Consider the following 25,702-nt stretch of genomic DNA (forward strand, 5'->3'; position numbering starts at 1 on the left):
TCTGTTTTACTGCCTGAAAATTACAAAATGTTTCTCGAAAATACAGTAAATCATAAAGAGCAATTTGGGTGGATTGAGGTTATTTGCGGTTCTATGTTTTCCGGTAAAACCGAAGAACTTATACGCAGACTCAAAAGGGCACAGTTTGCCCGCCAGCGAGTAGAAATTTTTAAGCCTGCGGTAGATACCCGTTACGATGACGAGTTGGTAGTATCGCACGACGCTAATGAAATTCGCTCTACTCCTGTACCCGCAGCAGCTAATATTAGAATATTGGCTCAGGATTGCGATGTTATTGGTATTGATGAAGCGCAGTTTTTTGATGATGAAATTGTATCGGTTTGTAATGATCTTGCTAACAGCGGTGTTCGCGTAGTTGTTGCAGGGCTGGATATGGATTTTAAAGGGAATCCTTTCGGACCTATGCCTGCGCTTATGGCTACTGCGGAATATGTTACCAAAGTACATGCTGTTTGTACCCGAACGGGCAACCTTGCTAATTACAGCTTTAGAAAAGGCAACAGTGACAACCTTGTACTTTTAGGCGAAACGGAAGAATATGAACCATTAAGCCGGGCAGCTTACTTTAAAGCTATGAAGGAAGCGCAAGAGAATAAAACTAATCCTGAAAAGAAAAAATAGTAGAAAAAGACTACCAACTAAACTAATAGTAGTTAATATAATGCCCCATAAGCATACCATCTGCTAAAATAGCTTCTCCCATATAAGCTATTTCTCCGTTTTTTCTGTACCAGGTAAGTCGGTATTGTTTATTAGTATCACTTATATCCTCTATTCGCTCTATAACAAGCTCACCGGTATAAGGTCCTTCTACTTCAAGCCATTGCGATTTATACTTACCTAAAAAAGGACCATCACCTGCCTCTTTCAGGTTTGCAATTTCCCAAGAGCGGCTGTATATATCATTATTTGTATATTCCCCTAGCAGGTTACCACCCTTTATCATTTTAAGATAAAAAGAACCTTCAATTCTGCTCATGTTATCTAAATATACTGTGAATAGTGTAGGTGTACAAATTTAAATATTAAAACAATACATGAAAGAATTTATGTATAAACAAATTTTTAAATTACTGATTATCCTTACTTTTACACTTAATTAAACCATGTATGTTTTGGGTATAAAAACAGAAAATATTACTACTGCTACAAAAGCTGTTTTTAAAGGATTACAGCCTGATACTGAAATAGACAATGTGTCTATAGACAGCCGTTCGCTACAAAATAACTCAGGGACTTTATTTTTTGCTTTACAGGGGCAAAATAAAGACGGGCATGTATTTATATCCGAACTCATCAATAAAGGAGTTAGTAATTTTGTAGTAACCAATATACCCAAAGCAGCAGAGGGTAAAGCCAACTTTTTTGTAGTTGATGACACCCAGAAAGCTTTACAGGATTTCGCCACCTATTACAGGCAGCTTTTTAATTTCCCTTTTATCGCTGTAACGGGTAGTAACGGCAAAACCATTGTAAAAGAATGGCTTAATTACCTGCTTAGCCCTGATTACGATATTATACGCAGCCCTAAGAGTTATAACTCACAAATAGGTGTCCCATTATCTGTAATCGGTATTAACCAAAAGCACAACTTAGGTGTTTTTGAAGCGGGTATTTCCACGATTAATGAAATGGAAAAACTGGAAAATATCATTCGCCCTACTATAGGAGTTCTTACTAATATAGGCACAGCACATGATGAAGGTTTTGCATCCCGCGAGGAAAAAATAACCGAAAAATTAAAACTGTTTAAAAATACTGATGTAGTAATCCTTCAGAAAAATGAAGCAGTTGAAAACCTGCTCCCTGAAAAAGCAAAAACTTTTACCTGGAATTACGAAGGTGAATCAGGGGCAGATGTAACTATTACTCCAAAAAAGGAAAAAGGAAATACCCTACTACAGGTTAACTATAAACAACCTTTTGAGGTAACCATACCTTTTACCGATGATACTTTTATAGAGAATGCCATTAATTGCCTTATGGTGCTATTGCATTTTAATTATGATGCTAAAACTATATCGCAAAGGCTGGCAACCTTATACCCTATAGAGCTTCGGCTGCAAATAAAAAACGGCATTAATAACTGTACGGTTATCGACGACAGTTACAGCTCCGATTACCAGTCGCTTAAAATAGCACTGGACTTTTTAGAGCAGCAAAAAACACATCAAAAGAAAACGGTTATACTTTCGGATATTTTCCAAAGTGGGTTTGATACCGATGAACTTTACTTAAAAGTACGTCAGCTATTAACTGATAATAACATTACACGCGTTATAGGTATAGGGGAAACCATTACCAAACAACTCGCCGATTTCCCAAATTTCTATCCGTATAAAACCACGCAGGAATTCCTTGCGCAGTTTAACCCAAATGGCTATCAAGATGAAACCATACTGTTAAAAGGCGCACGTAGTTTCCGTTTTGAGGAAATACTGGTATTACTGGAAGACAAAACCCACGAAACGGTATTGGAAATTAACCTTACCGCTTTAATACACAACCTCAACTTTTACCGCTCTCGGCTAAAACCAAACACCAAAACTATGGGTATGGTAAAGGCATTTGGGTATGGTAGTGGCAGTTACGAAATTGCTAAAGCATTATCGCATCATAAAATAGATTATTTAGGCGTAGCGTTTTCTGATGAAGGCGTTGCCTTGCGTAATGCGGGTATAAATACCGCGATTATAGTAATGAACCCTGAAATGAGTGCTTTCAGTGCTATGATTGCCTATAAACTGGAGCCTGAAATTTACTCTATAAATGAGCTACAGGCATTTTTAAATATCGCCCGTAAAAAGAACCTTTCAGAATATCCTATCCATATAAAACTGGATACCGGCATGCACCGTTTGGGCTTTGAGGAAAATCAACTGGAAGAACTCATAAGCCTATTGCACAACAACAATTTTGTAAGCGTAAAAAGCATCTTCTCGCACCTTTCGGCTAGTGATGATGGACAATTTAGCGACTTTACCCATCATCAGATTGACTTATTTGAAAAGTGGTCAACCCGATTAATGGAAGCACTGCAAATAAACCCTATTCGCCATATATTAAACACTTCGGGTATTTACAATTATCCCGAAGCGCAGTATGATATGGTTCGCATAGGTATTGGGCTGTATGGCGTGGGAAACGATGCCGAGGAAACCAAACGACTGGAAAAAATAGGCACGCTAAAAACGACTATCCTCCAGATAAAAGAAATAACAGCAGGCGAAAGCGTAGGCTACAGCCGTAACTTTATGGCTACCGAAAAAATAAAAATCGCTACAATACCCGTAGGTTATGCCGATGGTATTGCCCGTGCATGGAGCAAGCAAGGCTACGTTAGCATAAAAGGCAAAAAAGCACCTGTTACAGGGAACATTTGTATGGATATGATGATGGTTGATGTAACTAATATAGACTGTAAAGAAGGCGACAGCGTTGAAGTTTTCGGGAAAAACCCTAGTGTAATTGATATAGCAAAAGCCATAAATACTATACCTTATGAGGTGCTAACAGGTATTTCACAACGTGTTAAGAGGGTTTTTTATAAAGAGTAACCAATTTTTATTAAATTAGCTATAGAGGAAAAAAACAAACCAACCTTCTGTAAAACACATTAACAAAAACTTTTAGCGTATGGGATTCATTAAAGATTTTAAAGCCTTTCTTTTAAAGGGCGACATTGTAAATTTGGCTACAGCGGTAATTGTCGCTACAGCATTTGGTGCTATTGTAAAATCGTTTACTAACGATATTATTATGCCGCCTATTGGCGTGGCACTTGGCGGGGTAGATTTTACCGACCTTAAATATGTAATAAAAGAAGCCCAACCCGAACAGGTTATTAATGGCGAAACCATTGCAGCAGTAGAAGCCGTTACCATAAACTACGGTAACTTTATACAAGTAGTGCTTAACTTTATTATTATAGGTTTCTTTATTTTTATGTTTTTAAAAGCCTATGCTAAAACTAAGAAGAAAGAGAAAGAGTCTCCGGAGCCTGCTTCACCACCGGCACCAAGCGCGCAAGAGCAATTACTTATGGAAATTCGTGATGTATTGAAAAGCAAGCAATAAATCACACAATATAACGAGATAAACAAACTAGTGTCCGCTACACTATATATTCTAACCTTTGTATAATTTAAACCGCCCCATAGAGGGCGGTTTTTCTTTTCCTGTTCATCACAAAACAGTAGGGTTTAGGTTAAATTTACAACAATTTGTTTTTTTTGTTATTTTTCTCTCTTACCTCAACTACAACTCAATTTCTCATTACTTTTGCAATACAATTTAATACCTGATAATTATGAAAATCGCTGTTGTGGGCGCTACCGGAATGGTAGGCGAAGTAATGCTTAAAGTACTGGCGGAAAGAAATTTTCCTGTAACCGAATTAATACCCGTTGCCTCTGAAAAATCGGTAGGTAAGGAAATTGAGTTTAAAGGAAATAAATACAGGGTGGTAAACCTTGCCACAGCCGTAAGCATGAAACCGCAAATAGCACTGTTCTCGGCAGGTGGCGATACCTCTAAAGAGTGGGCACCTAAGTTTGCCGAAGCAGGCACAACCGTAATAGACAACTCCAGTGCATGGCGTATGGATGCCGACAAAAAACTGGTTATCCCCGAAATTAATGCCGATGTACTGACTAAAGATGATAAGATTATAGCCAACCCTAACTGCTCTACCATACAAATGCTGATGGCGTTAGCACCATTACATAAAAAATATACCATAAAAAGAGTAGTAGTTTCCACTTACCAGTCCATTACAGGAACGGGCGTAAAAGCGGTACAGCAGTTGGAAAACGAATATACAGGCGCACAGGGCGAAATGGCATACCCTTATCCTATTCACCGTAATGCCATACCGCAATGCGACGTGTTTGAAGACAATGGCTACACCAAAGAAGAAATGAAGCTGGTACGCGAAACCAAAAAAATACTGGGTGATGATACCGTAAACGTTTCGGCTACAGCAATACGCATCCCTGTAGTAGGTGGGCACAGCGAAGCCGTTAATATAGAGTTTGTAAACGATTTTGATGTAAATGATGTACGCCGACTACTACACGAAACACCGGGCGTAACCGTACAGGATAACACCGACACTAAAACCTACCCAATGCCGATATATGCCGAAGGAAAAGACGATATTTTTGTAGGACGCATTCGCCGTGACGAAAGCCAGCCAAACACCCTTAACATGTGGGTTGTTGCCGACAACCTGCGCAAAGGTGCTGCTACCAACACCATACAAATTGCGGAGTATTTAACCGCAAACGGACTGGTATAAAAGAATATACATTATATTTATAACCTGCAATGCTTTAATGTGTTGCAGGTTTTTTATTTTTCAACTAAAATTACTAAACACTATATTACTCCATTATGGAACAAACAAAAAGTTCAGATTCCCAAAAATTCAATAGTTTAATATCCCGTTACGAAAAATTAGGACTTAATATTTCACAAGCATTAAGTCTTTTACTAGAAGAAAATGACATCCCTTTTTTATCTATAAATTATAGAGTCAAAAAACATGATTCTTTTATGGAAAAAATTAAACGTAAAGATTATGAAAATCCATTTGAAGAAGTTGAAGACATTTGTGGAATCAGAATCATTTGTTATTACCAGAGCGATATTGAAAAAATAAAAGCCATAATAAGTAAAGAATTTAATACTCTTAATAATGAAAGTAAAGAAGCTTCATTAGATTTTGATCAATTTGGCTATCGATCATCACATTTTATAATAAAAATTAAAGATGATTGGTTAACTACTCCTAATTATCGTGGTTTGCAAGACCTAAAAGCTGAGTTACAAGTAAGAACAGTGCTGATGCATGCTTGGGCAGAAATTGAACATAAATTAGCCTACAAAACAAAAACTCAAATTCCTGAAGAATACAAACGTAAATTCTCCAGAATAAGTGCTAAACTTGAAGAGGCAGACGAACAATTTGAAGAAATTAAAAATAAAATTGAAAGTAAAAAAGCAGAATTAATCAAATCTGCTAAAAAATCCAACCAATTTAATTATGAAAACTTTAATCTTGATACACTGCAAGCTTTCTTAGATTATGCTTTTCCAGAACGTGACAAATCAATTAAAGAAACGGCTATATTATTTAATGAGATGCTAGAGCAAAATCTAACCTTTAAAGAATTAGTAGAAGGTTTTGAAAAATACAAGAATGTCTTAAAAGAAATTGAGAAAGAAATAAGTGAAGAATTTAATAAAAAAAGGAGAACAAATCGCGTCATAAACTGGTTTCAAACTGGAATTGCTAGGTGTGTTCTAGATATAGTAAATAAAGAATATTTTAAAAACAGAAATGATATTCCTGAATATAATATTATAATTGAAAAATATAGAAGCACAAAATAATTATTCAAACACTCTTAAATTTTTCACAACATATCTGCAACACAGTTGCAGTTAAATAAATTCTTTCATTACCTTTGCAGTTATGAAAAGAAAGTTTGCTTTATTTAATTTAGCATTAATGGCAGTTGTGTTGCTCACAACTGGCTATCAATCTTTTCATGCCTTTAGTCACGGGCACAATGCGAAACACACAGCGCACAGCGAGCATCATCACCATGAAGTAAAAAAATCAGCTAAGCAATTTAGCGCGGCAGATGTAGAGCATGAAGATGAGCACGATTGTTCGGTTTGTGATTTCCATTTCGACTTTTTTGTCGCACCACAGCAATTCTGCCTGCGGTTAGACTTCCCTTTTAAATCCATTCCTTACCGTTACAGCAGTATAGAAGGCTTTGCCTCTTTCGGTGGTAGCCTTTTTGCACTACGCGCACCACCTGCATTGGTATAAAAACACAGCAACATCCCGCTAAATCCTTTTCCTGTTTTACTCAGGGAAAGACGATACGTTTTTATAGCAACTTTATACAAAATACATGAAGTTTTATTATTTGCTGCTGGTACTTTTACTGTCAGTAAGCTGGAGTACACAGGCACAATACACCTTGAGTGGTACGGTGCAGACTCCTAAAAGCACCCCGTTATCAGGGGCGCATATACATAGTAATGCACTGCATAGCATCAGCGCACCCGATGGTTATTATGAAGTCCATAATATTCCTAAGGGTGAACAGCGTGTGGTGATATCCTACATTGGGTACAAAACCCTGGATACCGTTATTAACTTTCGGGATAACGTTGTACTGGATGTTACCCTGAAACCCCATGCCGAGCAGTTACAGGAAGTAGTACTTACCGAAAACAACGTGGTATCGCAAAACACCGTACAGGAAGACCGCCTGAAAACTGAAACCATTGAAAAATACAGCAGTGCCTCACTGGGCGATGCCTTAAAAGAACTACCGGGTGTATATGCCCTAAAAACAGGTACTAATATTGTAAAACCTGTCATTAATGGGTTACACAGTAGTCGTGTACCTGTAATAAGCAATAACGTACGGCTGGAAGACCAGCAATGGGGTATAGAACACGCCCCTAACCTCGATATTAATTCCGCCGGACGTATATCGGTTATAAAAGGAGCAAATGCCCTGCAATATGGTGGCGATGCCGTTGGCGGACTCATTCTGGTAAAACCGATGGAGGTATTGAAAGATAGCTTATTCGGTAAAAGCATCCTCAGCCTGAACAGTAACGGGCGTGGCGGAAATCTTGCCACCAGCCTGCATAAAGGCAACGAAAAAGGCTGGGCATGGAATGCGGGAGGTTCGTTTAAATATATGGGCGACCGCGAAGCCCCTGATTATGTAATTTCCAATACAGGCAATCGGGAGGCTAATTTTTCAGGCGAAACAAGATACATTGGCGATGATTATAACATAAGCGGATTTTACAGCTTTTACAGTGCCGAGATCGGCATAGCCAAAGCAACACACATCGGTAACACTGCCGATTTGGTTAATGCTATCAACAACCAACAGCCAAGCGTGATTGAGCCTTTTACCCATACTATTGATAACCCAAAACAGCAAATACAGCATCATTTAGCAAAACTGGACTATAATAAAAAACTAGGCAATGATGCTTCACTGAACCTGCAATATGCTTTTCAGTTGAACCGCCGTAAGGAGTTCGACCTGCGCCGAGGCGATTATAAAGATGTCCCCGCGCTTGATTTAACCTTAATTACCCATTCGGCACAAGCCAACTGGAAAAAATATTTGGGCGATGTAACGTTAAAATCAGGAGTTAGTTTCTCCCTACAGGAGAATGATGCCAGCCCCGACACCGGCGTATCCCCCCTTATACCTAAATACACCAAAACAGATGCCGGGGCTTATGGCATCGCTTCCTATCGCTTTTCAGATAAACTAACCGGAGAAGCAGGTGTACGTTATGACTTTACGAACATTTCGGCAAGTAAATATTATAAAAAAACAAGGTGGACAAGTCTTGGTTACGATGGTGTATATGACAACTTTATTACAGGAGAAAAAGGCTCGCAATGGCTTACCAATCCTGAGTTTACCTATCATAATATTTCAGCAAGTTTAGGCATACGTTACGGCATTACTAACAACACCGAACTGGTTGGGAATGCAGGCTTAGCCATGCGAAACCCTAACCCTTCGGAATTGTTTAGCGACGGACTGCACCACTCTAACGGAACAATAGAACTGGGCGATTTAGGTCTGGATAAAGAAACGGCTATAAAAGTATCGGCTACACTGTTACACAAAGGCAAGAATTTCAGCTTGGAGGCTACACCGTTCCTTAACAGTATTGCCAATTTTATTTACCTGCAACCTACCGCAACCGAAGTTACTATACGGGGTTCTTTCCCTGTGTACAACTACAAACAGGCTAATGCATTGCTTACAGGTTTCGATTTTAGTACCAAATGGCAGCCTGTAAATGGTTTGCAGCATAACTTAACGTTCTCTTATGTGCACGGTACCAATACCGATACAGATGAGCCTTTAATTGATATGCCTCCGCTAAACATAAACAATGCGGTGCGCTACACTTGGGCAAACTGGCACAACTTGTTTTTAGAACTGCGCAGCGAAGCTGTATTCACACAAAACCGTTATCCAAACTATAATTTTTATACTGATGTTCCGCAGGGCAACGAGCTTGTTTCTACTTTGGTAAATGTAAGCATACCGCCAAAAGGCTATCATTTGTTGAATTTCAGTTCGGGGATGCATTTCGATTTCGGGAAAACGGGAACTGATATCAACCTCTCTGTATATAATATTTTCAACACCTCATACAGAGATTACCTTAACCGACAACGCCTGTATGCCGACAATGCAGGACGTAACATACAATTACAAATTAAATTCACTTATTAATCCAAATACATTTAAACAATGAGAAAATTAAAATTTTCAGCTTTAGCACTAATTAGTTTTATCGGTTTTACATCATGTAGTAGTGATGATGAAGCTACATTTATTAACGAAGAAGAAGTAATTACTACTATTACCGCAACGTTTACCCCTATTGCCGGAGGAGAAACGGTGGTATTAACCTCTCGCGACCTTGACGGTGACGGACCTGATGCTCCCGTGCTTACTGTATTAGGCGATTTTGTTGTAGGTACTACCTATACCGGCGGTGTAACTTTTTTAAACGAAACCGAAAGCCCTGCCGAAAACATTACCGAAGAAGTATATGAAGAAGGCGATGAGCACCAAATATTTTATCAAACAGGTGGTGTAGGAACTGTTACTTATACTGACCAAGATATAAACAACAACCCAATAGGGCTTAGCTTTACATTTGTAGCTAACCAAACAGCTACTACAGGTAACTTTACTGTTACACTAAGACACGAACCAAATAAAGACGGTGAAGGTGTTGCCGAAGGCGATATTACCAATGCAGGCGGAAGTACTGATGCTACTGCTACTTTTGAAGTGGCTGTAGTAGAATAGCAAAACATAATTTTATATTATTCCCAACAAAAAGCGCACTTTTAAACGAATAATAGTGCGCTTTTTCTATTAATGATTAAAATTTAAATTTATTTAACATTTTTTAGTAATTTTAATACAGATTAACTAAAAAATATAGCTTATGGATTCAAATTTTACTAAAATCGCCAGAATTTTATTAGGTCTGGCACTTATTTTATTCGGCATAAACAAATTTTATTCTTTTATCCCTATGCCACAACCCCCACAAGATGCTGCAGAGTTTTTAGGTTCACTTGCCGAAACCGGTTACTTTATGACTTTTGTTGCAGTACTGGAAATTATTATCGGTTTAATGTTACTTTTTAAACTTTGGGTTCCCTTTGCATTATTGCTATTACTGCCTATTTCTATAAACATTGTGCTTTTCCATTTGTTTTTAGACTTACCTTCTATAAGTGCAGGGCTAATACTGGCTATTTTAAATGTTGTATTGCTCTACAAGCATAAACAGAAATACAAACCGCTTTTTATATAAAGCCTTGTGTTAATTTGTTATTTTTGTGTACCAAGCGATTAAAAAATTATGAAAAAATCAGCAATTATCCTGGCTGTTGCAAGCAGCCTGTCCTTACACGCGCAAATAAAAATGCATAAAAAAAACAGCCGCACTAACAAGCAAATAAACTATCCTGAAACCCGAAAAGACAACACTGTTGATAATTACTTTGGAGATGAAGTAGCCGACCCCTACCGTTGGCTGGAGGACGACCTTTCTGAAGAAACAGCAGCATGGGTAACAAAACAAAATAAGGTTACCTTTAATTATTTAAAGCAAATTCCTTTTCGTGATGCTATAGAAAAACGAATGGAAGAACTGTGGAATTACGAGAGGGTTTCAGCGCCTTTTAAGGAGGGTGATTACACTTACTATTACAAAAATGACGGCTTACAAAACCAGTCCGTTTTATACCGAAAAGACAAAAATGGTAAAGAAGAGGTTTTCTTAGACCCCAATACATTCTCTGAAGATGGTACAACCTCTTTAGGAGGTTTAAGCTTTACGAAAGACGGTAGCCTTTGCGCCTATTCTATTTCTGAAGGAGGTAGCGACTGGCGTAAAGTTTTTATAATGAATGCCAAAACCAAAAAACTGACAGGCGAAACAATTGTTGATGTAAAATTCAGCGGCGTTTCATGGTTAGGTAGCGAAGGCTTTTATTACTCAAGTTATGACAAGCCTAAAGGTAGTGAGCTATCAGCTAAAACAGATCAGCATAAATTGTACTATCATAAACTGGGCACACCGCAAAGCAATGATAAAGTAATTTTTGGTGACACCGAGAAACGTCGCTATGTAGGCGGTTATGTAACTGAAGACCAAAACTACCTTGTTATTACTGCTGCCAATTCTACGTCGGGTAACGAGCTTTATGTAAAAAGCCTTAAGCAACCCGAAAGCGATATCATTACCATAGTAAACAATTTTGATAACGACAGCCGTATAATAACTACAAAAGGGAATACGCTTTACATTTCCACTAATTACGAAGCACCGAATACCAAAATAGTAACCGTTGATGCTTCCGCTCCGCAACTGGAAAACTGGAAAGACCTTATTGCAGAAACCGAAAACGTATTATCGCCATCTACAGGAGCAGGATATATTTTTGCCGAGTACATGCAGGATGCTGTTTCGGTAGTAAAACAATATGATTATAACGGAAAGCTAATCCGTACTGTAACATTACCGGGGGTTGGTAGTGTTGGTGGTTTTGGCGGTAAAAAAGATGCTGAAACACTTTACTATTCGTTTACAAATTATGTGAGTCCGGGCACTATATATGCTTACGAGCCAAAAACAGGAAAATCAACTTTATATAGAAAACCTAAAGTAGATTTCAACTCAGAGGATTATATATCAAAACAAGTATTCTACACCTCTAAAGACGGTACTAAAGTACCTATGATAATCACCTACAAAAAAGGCACTAAACTAGATGGTAAAAACCCGACTATGTTATATGGTTATGGCGGGTTTAACATCAGCCTTACCCCTTCTTTCAGTATACCTAATGCAGTGTGGCTGGAAAACGGTGGCATTTATGCTGTAGCCAACCTTAGGGGTGGTGGTGAATATGGTAAAAAATGGCATAATGCAGGCACTAAAATGCAAAAGCAAAATGTATTTGATGATTTTATTGCTGCTGCCGAATACCTGATTGAAAACAATTACACCTCATCGGATTATCTTGCTATACGAGGCGGTTCTAACGGTGGGTTACTGGTAGGTGCTACCATGACGCAACGTCCTGACCTTATGAAGGTGGCTTTACCGGCTGTAGGCGTGCTTGATATGCTGCGCTACCACACCTTTACCGCAGGTGCCGGTTGGGCATACGACTATGGTACTGCTGAAGACAATGCAGCAATGTTTAATTACCTGAAAGGTTACTCGCCTTTACATAACATTAAAAAAGGTGTTGAATATCCGGCTACGTTAATTACTACAGGCGACCATGACGACCGTGTTGTACCGGCACACAGTTTTAAATTTGCTGCTACCTTACAAGAAAAACAGGCGGGGAATAACCCTGTTTTAATACGAATTGGGGTTAATGCAGGGCATGGTGCAGGAAAATCAATATCGCAAACTATTGAAGAGTATTCCGACATACAAGCATTCACACTCTATAATATGGGAGTGGCTCCTAAAAGAAAATAGTTAACAGTTTTCAGTCACAGTTGACAATTAGAGTAAATACTGTAAACTGGGACTGAGAACTGCGACTGAATACGTTATAAAAAATACCCTATCGCTATAGAGCCGTAGTAATACCCTGTTATTACATTGTTAGAAAGTTCTTTTCCGCGATAATTAAATGAGTAGGATAAATTCCACTTTTCACGTGCATACTTTACTCCTACCTCAGCATTAAAACGGAAAGGTATCAACGGGAATGTAACTACACTATCATCGTTAAACATACTGCCTTCTATAGTGGCATCGTATAACTGATAGTTAATAACAGGATTAATGTAAAGAAACAACTCTTTACGCCCTTTATATTCGTCTTTGTTATAGCGTAAAGCAGCGTTATATAAAGCAGAATTATATATTGGTGTGAGATTATTTTTATTGAGTGATATCCGCATCATAGGACCTACTGTTATACTATTCCATATTGTACCTGCTTTTAGTTCTCCCTGCATATAAAAATCTACTTTTTCACTGTAGTACTTTCGTAATATTTTAGCAGCGTATACTACTTCTGCCTGAACACCTATAAGGCTTTGTATTTGATATTGCCAGCCTCTTACGGTGTGATAGCCCAGCACTTTATGTAAGCCTTCCTGTACATCCTCAGCAAATGATTCAGGTCCTACCACCCCAAGCTGAAAATTCATTTTTAAAACATTTTCAAGCTTGTAGTAATTACTGATACCTGCTTCGCCAAATAAATAACCGGCATACGGGCGGTCATGGTAACGTATATCTTCCTCTATAACCGATTGCGGAGCATATATATATTGCCCTGCCCTGAACTCTGTTATTTTTTTAGCGGTAGTTTCCTTTCGTGGTGTAGAAAGGTAACGATAGTAAAATTCAATACCATTGGTGTAATACTGGTCATTTTTAGGAGAAGTATAAAGGTCGTTATCCGAAATAACACCTATCTCGGCAGGCTTTTGCGCCCATAGGGATGAAACGGTTAACAATAACAGTATTATATAATTTCTTACCATTAATACTCCAGTTTCACATAGCGCATGTACCGTACAATATGACCTTTGCGTCGGTTAATATATGCGGATGAATTGGCTGCTTTAAACCTTAACGGATTTGGCAGTATGGCTGCTATGCCTGCCGCTTCGTAGCGGGTAAGTTTATCAGCATCTTTTTTAAACCAGTGTTGCGATGCTGCCTGTGCTCCATATACACCATCACCCATTTCTATACTGTTCAGGTACACTTCCATTATGCGCTCTTTATCCCAAAGCAGTTCTATAAGTACGGTAAAGTAGGCTTCAAGCCCTTTGCGGATGTAATTCCTGCCATTCCACAAGAAAACATTTTTTGCTACTTGTTGCGATATGGTACTGCCGCCCTTTACTTTCTTCCCTTTTTGGTTATCCTTATACGCTTTGGCAATAGCATCAAAATCAAAACCGTGGTGTGTGAAAAACTTACCATCTTCACTGGCTATAACTGCTTTTTGGAGTTCGGGAGAAATTTCCTCCAGCGGAACCCAGTCATGCGATAATTTCATATCTTTTCCGTCACTTTTTTGCTGTACCGAACGTATTATCATTAACGGAGTAAACGGTACGGGTACAAACCGAAACAGTACTACCGAAAAAACAGAAAGCACTATAAACCACAAAAATAGTTTCAGGAAAAAACGGAATATTTTGCGCAACATACCTAAATGAAATTTACAGTAGCGAAATTACAAATAAGTTATCAATATTATACACAATAAATCTACATGGGTATTTGTAAGATTGATTATAAAAAAGGCTGCTTTTACAAGCAGCCCTAAATTTTATCTTGGAAAAATATCTGTGTCGTGGTCATCATCGTCTTCAGCTTCACGTACAGCTTCTTCTTCGGTAACTTTTTTACCTTTTACTGCATTAAGTATAAGCGGAACGGTAGTAATTAATACAATTACCAGTATTATAAGTTCTATGTGTGCTTTAAGGTCTATTCCAAGTGTTTTAAGGAAAAGCTCATATAAATAATGCCCTGCAAATATTATAGTTATTGCCCACATAAAAGAACTAAGTATGTTATAGAACATAAACTTCTTTTTGTCCATTTTTACTACCCCTGCAATAATAGGCGCAAACGTACGGATAATAGGCAGGAAACGGGCAAATATAATAGCACGACCACCATGCTTTTCAAAAAACTCATGTGACTGTATAAGGTACTTTTTCTTAAACCAGAAAGAGTCTTCTTTTTTGTATAAATAACTACCACTTTTATAACCAAACCAGTAACCGAAAGTATTACCCAAAATACCACTTAACGCTACCAGTATAGAAAGTAAAAACACATTAATAAAATCACCCTCTATAGGTATAAGGGTATTCATAAGCTCAGTACTGTATATACCCGCTAAGAATAATAGGCTGTCTCCTGGAAGGAAAAACCCTGCAAAAAGTCCCGTTTCAGCAAATACTATAAACAGCACCACATAAATTCCGATAGGCACACCCCCAAGCTCAAGAGTAATGTAAAACTCAGGGTTTATAAGCTGCATCCAGTCAAAATCCTTCATAGTTGTAATCTAATTTTTGCCGTAAAAAAGGCAGTTATTTTTAAGGTGCGTAAAGCTACTTATATTTTTTCAAAAGTGTAATAATAATGGTACTTTATAATTTGTTTTTGTTCAAAATTTAACCTTTTTGGAAAACTGATAATTTTTATTCATTATTTATTCCAAAAACTCAATAACGGCAAACATATTGTACCTAACAGAAAATCATTAATTTTAAGCCAACTTTATTTTAATGCAACACTAATGAAAAAACTAGCTTTTATAACCTTAATTTTTATGGGATTATCTGCCGCTGCACAACAGCACATGACACCCGAACTACTATGGCAACTGGGACGTGTTAGTTCCCTTGGACTTAGTAAAGACGGAAAAAACATTGTTTACAGGGTATCTGTACCTGATATGGATGAGAATAAAATAGATTCTTATTACTACACCATACCCGTAAAAGGCGGTAAAGCCACAAAAGTTGAAGAATATAAAGATTTACTGGACGATAGACTGGTTTCTCCTGACGGTAAATACATACTAACTCACAAAGAGGTTAAGGTTGATAAAGTAAACGGGAAAGATTACTACCCTGAACTGGAAAAATCTACCATGCAGATATATAACGAGCTGGACTATCGTCATTGGGACACTTGGAATGATGGCACACACAACCACGTAGGTTTTGCTCCTGTTAATGACAAAGATGACTTTACCGATATTATGGAGGGCGAACCATACGATTCTCCTCAAAAACCATTTGGCGGCGAGGAAGATTACCTATGGTCACCAAATGGCAAGAGCATACTATATGTAGCTAAAAAGAAAGCCGGTACCGAGTATGCTACCAGCACCAATACTGATATATACGAGTATAACTTAGAAAGCAAGGCAACAGTAAACCTTACACCAAACAACCCGGGTTATGACACGCAGCCGGCATTTTCGCCGGATGGTCACCTTACATGGTTACAAATGAAGCGCGATGGTTATGAAGCTGATAAAAATGATATTATAGTTCGTTTTAAAGGTATGGACATGAACCTAACTAAAAACTGGGATGGTACTGTTGATGCTTTTAACTGGAGCCCTGATGGTAAAAAAATATACTTTATTGCAGCGGTTGACGGTACACGCCAACTGTTTGAGGTAAACTTTCCGGGGTTAACCAAAATTGCCATTATAGTAAGGCAGGTAACCGATGGTTATTTTGATGTAAACAGCATAATAGCGTTTAAAGACAATAAGGTTATTGTTACCCGCAGTGACATGAACCATGCAAATGAGATTTTTAGCTATGATTTGAAAAAAGAAAAGTGGGAACAAATAACTAATGTAAATACCGCTTTTTACAATAAAATAGGTTTAAGCAAAACCGAAAAACGCTACGTTAAAACTACCGATGGTAAAAAAATGCTGGTATGGGTAATATACCCCCCAAATTTTGATGAGAACAAAAAATACCCTACCTTACTTTATTGTCAGGGAGGACCACAAGCAGCACTATCACAATTTTATTCTTTCCGTTGGAACTTCCAGGTCATGGCTGCGCAGGGTTATATTGTTGTTGCACCAAACCGTCGCGGTATGCCGGGGCACGGTGTAGAATGGAATGAAGCCATTAGTAAAGACTGGGGCGGACAGGTTATGGAAGATTACCTTTCGGCAATAGATAATGTTGCAGAAGAAAAGTATGTAGATAAAGACAGGCTTGGTGCTGTTGGTGCCAGCTACGGAGGTTACTCAGTATTTTACCTTGCAGGTATACACGAGAATCGTTTTAAAACATTTATTGCACACGATGGTGTATTTAACCTGAGAAGCATGTACGGAACTACCGAAGAGGTATTTTTTACCAATTGGGACGGCGGTGGCGCTTACTGGGAAAAAAATAACCCTGTAGCACAAAAAACATACAATGAGTTCAACCCAATAAACTTTGTGGATAAGTGGGATACTCCTATACTAATCTATCAGGGTGATAAAGATTTCCGCGTGCCAATAGGTCAAGGGCAGGAAGCCTTTCAGGCAGCACAGTTAAGAGGTATTAAAAGCCGTTTTATAGTGTTCCCCGATGAAAACCACTGGGTGCTAAAACCACAAAACGGACTGGTATGGCAACGCGAATTTTTTAAATGGCTAAAGGAAACTTTATAGAAATTTCATAAAGAGTTAACTTTTAGTAAATTTTATTTAATTTTGCCATCCCAATTGAACTTAAACTATAAACTAATGAAAAAGTATTCATTAAAGCAGTTTTTAGCTGTTTCTCTGCTTTTTGCAGGTGCGTATACCGCTACAGCTCAGGACTATTTAGTAAATTCACTTAAAAACAATAAAAGTGAAAACAGTAAAGAATCTTTCATCTTTACTGATGTAATTAATATTGAAAACACTCCTGTAAAAAGTCAGGGTTCATCAGGAACGTGCTGGAGTTACTCTGCAAACTCTTTCCTTGAGTCCGAAATGATTCGTATGGGTAAAGAGCCTGTAGAACTTTCTCAAATATATACTGCCCGTAACGCTTATATAGAAAAAGGTAAAAACTATGTGCGCATGCATGGTGCTATTACCCTTGGTGATGGTGGTGCGCTGCACGATGTTATTAACATGTACAAAAAGTATGGTGCTTTACCGCAAAGCGAATACACAGGGTTACATTACGGCACTACAAAAAATAAATTTGCCGAAATGGCAACTATTAACCAAGGCTTACTGGAAGCTGTAGTTAAAAACCCTAACGGCACATTAACACCAAGCTGGGAAAAAGCTTATGTTGCTGTTTTAGACAGCTACCTTGGCGAAGTACCTGAAACTTTTAAGTATAAAGGTAAGGAGTACACTCCGCAAACTTTTGCTAAAGAGGTAGTAGGACTTAACCCTGATGATTATGTAGAACTATCATCGTTTAAAGATTACCCTTACTACAGCCAGTTTGTGCTTATGGTACCGGATAACTGGTCTTTAGACTTAGTATATAACGTAAAAATGAACGACCTTACTGATATTATAGACCATGCTCTTGAAGAAGGTTATACTGTAGGTTGGGCAGGCGACGTTAGCGAAAAAGGCTTTAGCTGGAAAAATGGTGTTGCTTATATTCCTGCAAAAGAATACAGCGAAATGACTCTTGAGGAAAGAGAAGCTATTTTTAAAGGTCCGCAAAAAGAAATGCAAATTACCGAAGAAATGCGTCAGGAAGCGTTTGATAACTACGAAACGCAAGATGACCATGGTATGCACATTGTAGGGCTTAGTAAAGACCAAAATGGTAAAGAGTATTACATTATTAAAAACTCTTGGGGTGCAACTAACGATTACCAAGGGTACATGTACATGACTAAAAACTTTGTAAAGTATAAAACCACTGCTATACTATTAAACAAAGGTGGTTTACCTAAAAAAATTGCAAAAAAGCTTGACATAAAGCAGTAAGTGCAATTTTAAATAAAAATTAATAAAAACCCCATTGGTAATACCAATGGGGTTTTTATTTATATTCGCGCCCGATATTTATTTAACCATGAAACAACTTAAAATTACTTTAATCACTTTTTTATTAGGCATTATTGCAGCAACTGCACAAGGTACAGTAGAAAAATCATTCTTTAACTTCCAAACAGGAATGGTAGGCTTTTGGGGTAGTCATGAAGCAAGACTTAGCAATAAGTTTGCTCTACGCACCGAAATAGGGGTCGACCTATGGCAATATGAAACTTTTAGGGGTGAAGATGGCGTTGTACTAGTTCCCAGTATAAGTGCTGAACCAAGATGGTATTACAATATTGCCAAACGTGAACAAAAAGGTAAAGCCACCAGAAAAAACAGCGCTAACTTTTTCAGTATTAACTTTGAATATTATCCTGATCTTTTTGTTATTGGTAATATGCCAAACTTTATGTATGTGCCAAACCAAATTGATATTATACCTAAATGGGGAATAAGGAGACATATAGGCAACAGTAATTTTAATTACGAAGTAGGTATTGGTATTGGTTATAAAGCTTATCTTAATGAAGATGACAGTAAAACAATAAGCAGTACTACAGATAATGTAGCTGTAGATATACATCTGCGTATAGGTTATACTTTTTAACTTTTACAACATAAAATTAAAGCTCGTTATTAATACTAACCGGATTTTTAAAATACAAAAGCCGGAGAACTGATTCTCCGGCTACTATTAATTACTGTTTGTTTATTCTTGATACTTTTCCAGCATTTCCTGATTTTTAGCTCGGGTTGCAGCATAAGTACGGTATTGCCCGTCTGTAAGTACTGATTTCAGTTTTTTCTCCCTGCTTGCACTTATCATCTTAACCCGCTTATTTCTTACCGGTACTGATTTTTCCGTTTTATTTGCTTTTATAACGCTGTTTAAATAGTCCTTATTTATTTGCAATACCTTGCTGTATTGAGAATCGTTTAAAGACAGTTCTTTTTTCATTTGTACAGTTACAGCAACCGCACCTTCATCAGCTTTACTTTGTGCAGAAGCTGTTGTAGTAAATGCCAGTAAAAGCACTATAATTGTTATTGCAGTTTTTAAAATTCGGGTAATGTTTTTCATCAATATAGATTTTAGTAGTTGATTGCATGCTAATTATATGCAAAATGATTTCTACAAAAATATAAGTTTATTTCAATCACATACTATATCCTGTGTTAAGAACACAAAAAAAGCCTCTGAAATCAGAGGCTTTTTTAGTTTTATTTAGGTTCCTTCATTTTAAAGGTTTCCATAAACTTAGTAGTATAATTACCGGAAACATAATCCGGCTCATCCATTAACTGTCTGTGGAAAGGTATAGTTGTTTTAATACCTTCAATAACAAACTCATCCAATGCACGTTTCATTTTGTTTATAGCCTCTTCTCTGGTTTGAGCAGTGGTTATAAGCTTAGCAATCATAGAGTCGTAGTTTGGCGGAATGGTATAGCCTGAATATACATGTGTATCCAGCCTTACCCCGTGGCCTCCCGGCATATGCAGGGTAGTAATTTTACCCGGCGACGGACGGAAATCATTATAAGGGTCTTCCGCATTAATACGACATTCTATAGAGTGCATTTGCGGTAAATAATTTTTACCTGAAATTGGCACACCCGATGCTACTAATATTTGTTCGCGTATAAGGTCATAATCTATTACCTGTTCTGTAATAGGGTGCTCTACCTGTATACGGGTATTCATTTCCATAAAATAGAAATTCCTGTGCTTGTCTACCAAGAACTCAACTGTACCTGCACCTTCATACTTAATGTATTCAGCAGCTTTAACAGCAGCTTCACCCATTTTTTCACGAAGTTCGTCCGTCATAAACGGCGAAGGTGTTTCTTCAGTTAATTTTTGGTGGCGACGTTGTACAGAACAGTCACGCTCACTAAGGTGGCATGCTTTACCAAACGAGTCACCTACTACCTGTATTTCTATATGGCGAGGCTCTTCAATAAGCTTCTCCATATACATACCGTCGTTACCAAACGAAGCAGCAGCTTCTTGTTTAGCACTTTCAAAAGCCTTTTTAAGGTCTTCTTTTTTCCATACGGCACGCATACCTTTACCACCACCACCGGCAGTAGCTTTAAGCATTACAGGGTAACCAAACTCATCTGCCAGTTTTTCTGTTTGTTCATACGACTCTAAAAGCCCGTCTGAACCTGGTACACATGGTACACCGGCAGCTTTCATGGTAGCTTTAGCCGAAGCCTTATCTCCCATTTTTTCAATCATCTCGGGCGATGCACCAATAAATTTAATATTGTGCTCCTGACAGATTTTTGAAAACTTAGCGTTTTCTGATAAAAATCCGTAACCCGGGTGTATTGCATCAGCATTAGTAATTTCTGCTGCTGCAATTATATTTGACATTTTAAGATAGGACAGGTTACTTGGTGCAGGACCTATACACACCGCTTCATCAGCAAAGCGAACGTGTAAACTCTCAGCATCTGCAGTAGAGTATACTGCTACCGTTTTTATGCCCATCTCTCTACAGGTTCTTATTACACGTAGTGCAATTTCTCCCCTGTTTGCTATAAGTATTTTTTTAAACATCGCTTTTTAATTTTAAATGATGAAATTTTAAATTTTAAATCATTTTAAAGCTTGCAGAAGCATTTAAAATTTAGCATTTAAAACATTTAGCTATGAAGGATCAACCAGGAATAAAGGCTGATCAAACTCTACAGGCGAAGAATCGTCTACTAATACTTTTACTATTTTACCTGAAACTTCTGATTCTATTTCGTTAAATAGTTTCATAGCCTCAATAACACAAACTACATCACCTTTAGAGATTGAGTTTCCTACTTCAGCAAAAGCAGGCTTATCCGGAGATGGTTTTCTGTAGAACGTACCTATTATTGGCGATTTTATAGTAACATATTTAGAGTCTTCATCTGCTTTAGGAGCGGCTGCGGCAGGTTCTGCTGCTGGTGCACCTGGCGCTGCAGGCTGCGGAGCTGCTGCTTGTGGCAATGCTTGGCTAACAGGAACGTGCTGTACGAAAGTCGTTTCTGGCGTACCACTCTCTGTAGTAGTTTTTATGGTGATCTTTACATCATCCATTTCTAACTTTACCTCAGTAGCACCGGACTTTGCTACAAACTTGATTAGATTTTGAATTTCTCTGATATCCATAATTTTCCGAATTTTGTTTTGTTTGTTTATTTTTTGTCGTACGCCCATTTTAAGTAGATAGAACCCCATGTAAATCCACCCCCGAAGGAAGCAAAAATAAGGTTATCTCCTTTTTTTAATTGGTGTTCGAAATCATTAAGAAGTAAAGGTAGTGTGGCAGAGGTTGTATTACCGTACTTTTCAATATTTACAAGTACTTTAGATTCGTCTAGCTTCATCCTTGATGAAGTAGCATCTATAATCCTCTTGTTTGCCTGATGCGATACCAGCCAGTCAACATCTTCGTGGCTAAGGTTATTGCGTTTCATTATCTTTTCGCTAATATCGGCCATATTAGAAACTGCATATTTAAATACAGTTTTACCGTCCTGGAAAACATAATGTTGTTTATTATCTACTGTTTCGTGCGATGGTGGCAGTAAAGAACCTCCTGCTTCAATCTTTAAAAACTCTCTTCCTATACCGTCACTTCGCAATATTTCATCTTGCAGTCCATATCCCTCTTCATTAGGTTCAAACAGTACTGCACCGGCTCCGTCTCCAAAAATAATACAAGTAGCTCTGTCGGTATAGTCTATAATAGAAGACATTTTATCTGCTCCTATTAATAGTACTTTTTTATAACGTCCGCTTTCTATGTAGGCTGCCGCTGTAGACATTCCATACAGAAAACTGGAACATGCTGCCTGCAAATCATAAGCAAAAGCATTAACAGCACCTATTTGTGTTGCCACATATACTGCGGTAGATGCAACAGGCATATCAGGCGTAGCAGTTGCTAAAAGCACCATATCTATATCCTCAGGTTTTGTTCCTGATTTTTTTAGCAGGTCTTCTGCAGCTTTTATTGCTAAGTAAGATGTTCCTTTATCGTTATCTTTTAATATTCGCCTTTCTTTTATACCTGTACGGGTAGTTATCCACTCATCATTAGTATCTACCATAGTCTCTAAAACCTGGTTAGAGAGTACAAAATCCGGCACATATGCCCCAACGGCTGTAATAGCGGCTGTTGTTTTAGTCATAGGATAAGTTTTTCTGTTCAAACCTTTAGAGTTTGAAAAGTGGTGGAAATTACAAAAAAATTATAAAAAGGCTTGTAATTCCCTGCCTTAAATTAAAACATAATACTATTTAACAAAAAAACCCTCACTTAGTGAGAGTTTTTCCTCAATTTATATGTTTGTTAAGCTACAGTTTCTTGCTTATCAACAACAACCTGACCTCTGTAATATAGCTTACCTTCATGCCAGTAGGCTCTGTGGTATAAGTGTGCTTCTCCTGTTACCGGGCATGTAGCAATCTGCGGTACAGATGCTTTGTAATGTGTTCTTCTCTTATCTCTTCTCGTTTTCGAGATTTTTCTCTTAGGATGTGCCATTGTACTCTATTATTTATCCGTTAAAAGTTTCTTTAATTCGTCCCAGCGGGGATCTGTATTATCTTCTTGTTCGTTATTCTCTTCTTTTTCTTTGGGTGCCAGTTCATCCAGCTTTTCCAAAACGTCGGCACCCATTGTACCGTCTTCAATTCCGGGATGCACACGCTTAGTTGGTACCGAAAGTATAATCATTTCATATACATACTGCGATACATCAACCTGATGTTCTCCGTGTGGTAAAATAAGTATTTCATCATCTTCATCATTAAACTCCTCTCCAAACTTTACCACTATATCAAGACTACCCTCTACAGGTAAATCAAAATATTCGTTACTTACATCGCAAGGCACATTTACAGTTCCTTCATGCTTAAAATGAAGCTCCATCATAGTGCTTTGCTTATCTAAAACCATATCTACTTTAACGTCTACATCGTTAAATTCGTCATAGTTAAAGTCATCAAAGAACGATTTGCCTACATTAAATTCAAACTGGTGTTTACCCTGCTTTAATCCGGCAAAAGGGATTAAAAATTCTTTATTCACTTTCATCGCGCCAGTTTTTTAAATTATCAAAACTATATTTAAAACCGTAAAGCAGCTAAAACCACCCTGTTACAACAGTTTTGAGCGTGCAAAGATAATAAATTATTATAAATGCAAACTTGTTATCAACATTTTTTTGTGTATAACTACTTTTCTCTGGTTTTCAAAGGGTTCTTACTTATTTCCTTATACTCATTTCTGTTCCTAAACACTTCAAGCGCTAAAAAAACAGCTTCTTTAAATGATGTATTGTCTGCCTCACCCTTACCTGCAATCTCAAAAGCCGTACCATGATCAGGTGAAGTTCTAATCCCTTCAAGTCCCGCCGTAAAGTTTACCCCTTTACCAAAAGCAAGCGTTTTAAACGGTATTAAACCCTGGTCATGATAGGCTGCAATTACAGCATCATATTTTTCATGCTGCCCGCTGCCAAAAAAACTATCTGCCGAATAAGGCCCGAAAACCAATACTCCTTCATCAAACAATTTACTTAATACAGGTTTCACCACATCTTCATCTTCTCTTCCTATTACACCATTATCTCCACCGTGTGGGTTAACTCCCAGCACTGCAATTTTAGGTCGGCTTATTCTAAAATCCTGTTTAAGTGTTTGGTTAATAGTACCTATCTTTTTACGAATTAGCTCTTCAGTAATATGAGAAGATACTTCCTGCACCGGTATATGGTCGGTTAATAAACCTACTCTAAGTTTATCCTGAACCATCAGCATTAAAGCATCACCTTCCAGTTCTTTATCAAGATAATCAGTGTGCCCCGGGAAAGTAAATTCTTCCGACTGGATATTATACTTATTAATAGGTGCAGTAACCAAAACATCAATCTCTCCTTCTTTTAAAGCTGTTACCGCCGTTGCAAAAGATAGCACTGCATACTTACCTACATTATCATCAGTCTTGCCAAAATCGATGTTCACTCCTTCCCGCCAAACATTAAGCACATTAATTTTACCATGCACTAATTGGTCCAGCTTATCTATACCATGAAAATTACAGTTAGCATTTAATGTCTTTTTTATAAAAGACATTAGCTTAACATTAGCAAAAATAACCGGAGTACAAAACTCCAGCATCCTGCTATCTTCAAACGTCTTAAGCACCACCTCGGCACCAATACCATTTAAATCACCAATTGATATCCCTACAACTGCATTCTCCGCTTTTTTTGTCATGACGTTCTTTTATTCCTACATTTGAAAACACAAATTTAGCAAAATAAATCAAGGATGTTTACAGGAATAATTGAAACCTCTGGCACTATAAAACAAATAGCGAAAGAAGACACTAATTTACACATAACAGTAAATTCAAATATTACACACGAATTAAAAATAGACCAAAGCGTAGCACACAACGGAATATGCCTTACCGTCGTAGCTATAAACAATAATAATTATACTGTTACTGCAATACAGGAAACTATCGACAAAACCAACATAGGTAACTGGCAGGAAGGCGATGAAGTAAACCTTGAAAGAGCTATGAAACTTGGCGACAGGCTGGATGGACACATTGTACAAGGGCATGTAGACCAAACCGCTACCTGCATAAATAAAGAAGAAAAAGACGGAAGTTGGGAATTTACTTTTGAGTACGATGCCGCAAAAAGCAATATCACTATAGAGAAAGGTTCTATAACAGTAAACGGCGTTAGTCTTACCGTAGTAAACTCAAAACCCAACCAATTTAGTGTTGCTATAATACCTTATACTTATGAACACACCAACTTTAAGCATATAGAAAAAAATACTACTGTAAACTTAGAGTTTGACGTAATAGGTAAATATGTAACCCGGCTACATGGTTTACATAAATAATACTTTCTAATTACTTAAATAAAAAGGCAGCCGATTGGCTGCCTTTTTATTTTATATCTGTTTGTACTTATAAAGATAGAATTACCTCTTAAGAGAGAAGTGCGCCTTAAACTCACGAGTAACTTC

The 25,702-nt window shown here is 37.7% G+C and carries 25 protein-coding genes; 14 read left to right on the forward strand and 11 right to left on the reverse strand.

The genetic code is table 11. The annotated features are described in order from the left end of the window. Positions 1-27 precede the first annotated feature (27 nt). The gene (locus IEW45_RS14535; RefSeq protein WP_188622000.1) at positions 28-642 is read left to right on the forward strand and encodes a thymidine kinase; all 615 of its coding nucleotides are present in this window, start codon (positions 28-30) and stop codon (positions 640-642) included. 22 nt (positions 643-664) lie between these two features. Here IEW45_RS14535 and IEW45_RS14540 read toward each other — a convergent pair whose 3' ends face one another. Next, positions 665-1,000 carry a hypothetical protein gene (locus tag IEW45_RS14540; protein ID WP_188622001.1) on the reverse strand — a complete coding sequence of 112 codons (336 nt, stop codon included), beginning with the start codon at positions 998-1,000 and terminating at the stop codon, positions 665-667. 127 nt (positions 1,001-1,127) lie between these two features. On the opposite strand from IEW45_RS14540, the gene IEW45_RS14545 reads away from it, so the two are divergent. From IEW45_RS14545 to IEW45_RS14585, 9 genes are all read left to right on the forward strand, one after another. Next, positions 1,128-3,578, forward strand: a complete 2,451-nt coding sequence (locus IEW45_RS14545) for a bifunctional UDP-N-acetylmuramoyl-tripeptide:D-alanyl-D-alanine ligase/alanine racemase (RefSeq protein WP_188622002.1) — start codon at positions 1,128-1,130, stop codon at positions 3,576-3,578. A gap of 79 nt (positions 3,579-3,657) precedes the next feature. After that, positions 3,658-4,098 (forward strand): large-conductance mechanosensitive channel protein MscL, encoded by a 441-nt coding sequence (gene mscL / locus IEW45_RS14550; protein ID WP_188622003.1) that lies wholly within the window; start codon positions 3,658-3,660, stop codon positions 4,096-4,098. A gap of 232 nt (positions 4,099-4,330) precedes the next feature. After that, on the forward strand, positions 4,331-5,320 hold the full coding sequence (locus tag IEW45_RS14555) for an aspartate-semialdehyde dehydrogenase (protein WP_188622004.1): 990 nt from the start codon (positions 4,331-4,333) through the stop codon (positions 5,318-5,320). Between the two features lie 95 nt (positions 5,321-5,415). Then, positions 5,416-6,417, forward strand: a complete 1,002-nt coding sequence (locus IEW45_RS14560) for a GTP pyrophosphokinase (protein ID WP_188622005.1) — start codon at positions 5,416-5,418, stop codon at positions 6,415-6,417. Between the two features lie 127 nt (positions 6,418-6,544). Continuing rightward, on the forward strand, positions 6,545-6,865 hold the full coding sequence (locus IEW45_RS14565; protein ID WP_188622006.1) for a hypothetical protein: 321 nt from the start codon (positions 6,545-6,547) through the stop codon (positions 6,863-6,865). Positions 6,866-6,950: 85 nt separating this feature from the next. Next, on the forward strand, positions 6,951-9,332 hold the full coding sequence (locus tag IEW45_RS14570) for a TonB-dependent receptor (RefSeq protein ID WP_188622007.1): 2,382 nt from the start codon (positions 6,951-6,953) through the stop codon (positions 9,330-9,332). An 18-nt stretch (positions 9,333-9,350) separates the two neighbouring features. Beyond that, positions 9,351-9,917 (forward strand): type 1 periplasmic binding fold superfamily protein, encoded by a 567-nt coding sequence (locus IEW45_RS14575; protein WP_188622008.1) that lies wholly within the window; start codon positions 9,351-9,353, stop codon positions 9,915-9,917. Between the two features lie 142 nt (positions 9,918-10,059). Then, positions 10,060-10,434: a DoxX family membrane protein gene (locus IEW45_RS14580; protein WP_188622009.1), complete on the forward strand. Its 375-nt coding sequence runs from the start codon at positions 10,060-10,062 to the stop codon at positions 10,432-10,434. Positions 10,435-10,482: 48 nt separating this feature from the next. Beyond that, positions 10,483-12,621, forward strand: coding sequence for a prolyl oligopeptidase family serine peptidase (locus tag IEW45_RS14585; protein WP_188622010.1), 2,139 nt, complete (start codon positions 10,483-10,485; stop codon positions 12,619-12,621). Between the two features lie 74 nt (positions 12,622-12,695). On the opposite strand, the gene IEW45_RS14590 is transcribed toward IEW45_RS14585, so the two are convergent. The 3 genes from IEW45_RS14590 to IEW45_RS14600 all read right to left on the reverse strand — a co-directional run bounded on the left by IEW45_RS14590 (position 12,696) and on the right by IEW45_RS14600 (position 15,184). Beyond that, positions 12,696-13,643, reverse strand: coding sequence for a lipid A deacylase LpxR family protein (locus IEW45_RS14590; RefSeq protein ID WP_188622011.1), 948 nt, complete (start codon positions 13,641-13,643; stop codon positions 12,696-12,698). Further along, entirely contained in the window at positions 13,643-14,320 is a 678-nt protein-coding gene (gene mtgA, locus IEW45_RS14595) for a monofunctional biosynthetic peptidoglycan transglycosylase (RefSeq protein WP_188622012.1), read from the reverse strand. Before mtgA ends, IEW45_RS14590 begins: the two co-directional genes overlap by 1 nt. A 123-nt stretch (positions 14,321-14,443) precedes the next feature. After that, complete coding sequence (locus IEW45_RS14600; protein WP_188622013.1) at positions 14,444-15,184, reverse strand: DedA family protein; 741 nt, start codon at positions 15,182-15,184, stop codon at positions 14,444-14,446. A gap of 243 nt (positions 15,185-15,427) precedes the next feature. On the opposite strand from IEW45_RS14600, the gene IEW45_RS14605 reads away from it, so the two are divergent. The 3 genes from IEW45_RS14605 (at position 15,428) to IEW45_RS14615 (ending at position 19,268) form a co-directional block, all read left to right on the forward strand. After that, positions 15,428-17,329, forward strand: a complete 1,902-nt coding sequence (locus tag IEW45_RS14605) for a S9 family peptidase (RefSeq protein WP_188622014.1) — start codon at positions 15,428-15,430, stop codon at positions 17,327-17,329. A 75-nt stretch (positions 17,330-17,404) separates the two neighbouring features. Then, a complete protein-coding gene (locus tag IEW45_RS14610; RefSeq protein ID WP_188622015.1) occupies positions 17,405-18,607 on the forward strand; it encodes a C1 family peptidase in 1,203 nt (400 codons plus the stop codon). Positions 18,608-18,695: 88 nt separating this feature from the next. Beyond that, the gene (locus IEW45_RS14615) at positions 18,696-19,268 is read left to right on the forward strand and encodes a hypothetical protein (RefSeq protein ID WP_188622016.1); all 573 of its coding nucleotides are present in this window, start codon (positions 18,696-18,698) and stop codon (positions 19,266-19,268) included. Between the two features lie 102 nt (positions 19,269-19,370). Here IEW45_RS14615 and IEW45_RS14620 read toward each other — a convergent pair whose 3' ends face one another. From IEW45_RS14620 to pdxA, 7 genes are all read right to left on the reverse strand, one after another. Beyond that, positions 19,371-19,742, reverse strand: coding sequence for a DUF4890 domain-containing protein (locus IEW45_RS14620; protein ID WP_188622017.1), 372 nt, complete (start codon positions 19,740-19,742; stop codon positions 19,371-19,373). A gap of 140 nt (positions 19,743-19,882) precedes the next feature. After that, a complete protein-coding gene (gene accC / locus IEW45_RS14625; protein ID WP_188622018.1) occupies positions 19,883-21,229 on the reverse strand; it encodes an acetyl-CoA carboxylase biotin carboxylase subunit in 1,347 nt (448 codons plus the stop codon). Positions 21,230-21,319: 90 nt separating this feature from the next. Further along, positions 21,320-21,814 carry an acetyl-CoA carboxylase biotin carboxyl carrier protein gene (accB, locus tag IEW45_RS14630; protein WP_188622019.1) on the reverse strand — a complete coding sequence of 165 codons (495 nt, stop codon included), beginning with the start codon at positions 21,812-21,814 and terminating at the stop codon, positions 21,320-21,322. Between the two features lie 26 nt (positions 21,815-21,840). Then, a complete protein-coding gene (locus tag IEW45_RS14635; protein WP_188622020.1) occupies positions 21,841-22,839 on the reverse strand; it encodes a beta-ketoacyl-ACP synthase III in 999 nt (332 codons plus the stop codon). A 161-nt stretch (positions 22,840-23,000) separates the two neighbouring features. Then, a complete protein-coding gene (rpmF, locus tag IEW45_RS14640) occupies positions 23,001-23,195 on the reverse strand; it encodes a 50S ribosomal protein L32 (RefSeq protein ID WP_188622021.1) in 195 nt (64 codons plus the stop codon). Between the two features lie 9 nt (positions 23,196-23,204). After that, positions 23,205-23,747, reverse strand: a complete 543-nt coding sequence (locus tag IEW45_RS14645) for a YceD family protein (protein WP_188622022.1) — start codon at positions 23,745-23,747, stop codon at positions 23,205-23,207. A 140-nt stretch (positions 23,748-23,887) separates the two neighbouring features. Further along, positions 23,888-24,931: a 4-hydroxythreonine-4-phosphate dehydrogenase PdxA gene (gene pdxA / locus IEW45_RS14650; protein WP_188622023.1), complete on the reverse strand. Its 1,044-nt coding sequence runs from the start codon at positions 24,929-24,931 to the stop codon at positions 23,888-23,890. A gap of 54 nt (positions 24,932-24,985) precedes the next feature. Between pdxA and IEW45_RS14655 the strand changes: the two genes are divergently transcribed. Next, a complete protein-coding gene (locus IEW45_RS14655) occupies positions 24,986-25,576 on the forward strand; it encodes a riboflavin synthase (RefSeq protein WP_188622024.1) in 591 nt (196 codons plus the stop codon). Positions 25,577-25,702 lie beyond the last annotated feature (126 nt).

The sequence above is a fragment of the Flavobacterium suaedae genome (genome assembly GCF_014642915.1).
GTDB classification, from domain to species: Bacteria; Bacteroidota; Bacteroidia; order Flavobacteriales; family Flavobacteriaceae; genus Flavobacterium; species Flavobacterium suaedae.

Excerpts from the sequence above, each read along its gene's own strand:
- accC (WP_188622018.1), bottom strand. The coding sequence starts at position 21,229 with ATGTTTAAAAAAATACTTATAGCAAACAGGGGAGAAATTGCACTACGT.
- IEW45_RS14645 (WP_188622022.1), bottom strand. The coding sequence starts at position 23,747 with ATGAAAGTGAATAAAGAATTTTTAATCCCTTTTGCCGGATTAAAGCAG.
- IEW45_RS14580 (WP_188622009.1), top strand. The coding sequence starts at position 10,060 with ATGGATTCAAATTTTACTAAAATCGCCAGAATTTTATTAGGTCTGGCA.
- IEW45_RS14605 (WP_188622014.1), top strand. The coding sequence starts at position 15,428 with ATGAAAAAACTAGCTTTTATAACCTTAATTTTTATGGGATTATCTGCC.
- IEW45_RS14585 (WP_188622010.1), top strand. The coding sequence starts at position 10,483 with ATGAAAAAATCAGCAATTATCCTGGCTGTTGCAAGCAGCCTGTCCTTA.
- IEW45_RS14635 (WP_188622020.1), bottom strand. The coding sequence starts at position 22,839 with ATGACTAAAACAACAGCCGCTATTACAGCCGTTGGGGCATATGTGCCG.
- IEW45_RS14560 (WP_188622005.1), top strand. The coding sequence starts at position 5,416 with ATGGAACAAACAAAAAGTTCAGATTCCCAAAAATTCAATAGTTTAATA.
- IEW45_RS14590 (WP_188622011.1), bottom strand. The coding sequence starts at position 13,643 with ATGGTAAGAAATTATATAATACTGTTATTGTTAACCGTTTCATCCCTA.
- IEW45_RS14570 (WP_188622007.1), top strand. The coding sequence starts at position 6,951 with ATGAAGTTTTATTATTTGCTGCTGGTACTTTTACTGTCAGTAAGCTGG.
- IEW45_RS14655 (WP_188622024.1), top strand. The coding sequence starts at position 24,986 with ATGTTTACAGGAATAATTGAAACCTCTGGCACTATAAAACAAATAGCG.
- pdxA (WP_188622023.1), bottom strand. The coding sequence starts at position 24,931 with ATGACAAAAAAAGCGGAGAATGCAGTTGTAGGGATATCAATTGGTGAT.
- IEW45_RS14540 (WP_188622001.1), bottom strand. The coding sequence starts at position 1,000 with ATGAGCAGAATTGAAGGTTCTTTTTATCTTAAAATGATAAAGGGTGGT.
- IEW45_RS14545 (WP_188622002.1), top strand. The coding sequence starts at position 1,128 with ATGTATGTTTTGGGTATAAAAACAGAAAATATTACTACTGCTACAAAA.
- mscL (WP_188622003.1), top strand. The coding sequence starts at position 3,658 with ATGGGATTCATTAAAGATTTTAAAGCCTTTCTTTTAAAGGGCGACATT.
- IEW45_RS14600 (WP_188622013.1), bottom strand. The coding sequence starts at position 15,184 with ATGAAGGATTTTGACTGGATGCAGCTTATAAACCCTGAGTTTTACATT.
- IEW45_RS14555 (WP_188622004.1), top strand. The coding sequence starts at position 4,331 with ATGAAAATCGCTGTTGTGGGCGCTACCGGAATGGTAGGCGAAGTAATG.
- IEW45_RS14610 (WP_188622015.1), top strand. The coding sequence starts at position 17,405 with ATGAAAAAGTATTCATTAAAGCAGTTTTTAGCTGTTTCTCTGCTTTTT.
- mtgA (WP_188622012.1), bottom strand. The coding sequence starts at position 14,320 with ATGTTGCGCAAAATATTCCGTTTTTTCCTGAAACTATTTTTGTGGTTT.
- rpmF (WP_188622021.1), bottom strand. The coding sequence starts at position 23,195 with ATGGCACATCCTAAGAGAAAAATCTCGAAAACGAGAAGAGATAAGAGA.
- IEW45_RS14575 (WP_188622008.1), top strand. The coding sequence starts at position 9,351 with ATGAGAAAATTAAAATTTTCAGCTTTAGCACTAATTAGTTTTATCGGT.
- accB (WP_188622019.1), bottom strand. The coding sequence starts at position 21,814 with ATGGATATCAGAGAAATTCAAAATCTAATCAAGTTTGTAGCAAAGTCC.
- IEW45_RS14535 (WP_188622000.1), top strand. The coding sequence starts at position 28 with ATGTTTCTCGAAAATACAGTAAATCATAAAGAGCAATTTGGGTGGATT.
- IEW45_RS14615 (WP_188622016.1), top strand. The coding sequence starts at position 18,696 with ATGAAACAACTTAAAATTACTTTAATCACTTTTTTATTAGGCATTATT.
- IEW45_RS14620 (WP_188622017.1), bottom strand. The coding sequence starts at position 19,742 with ATGAAAAACATTACCCGAATTTTAAAAACTGCAATAACAATTATAGTG.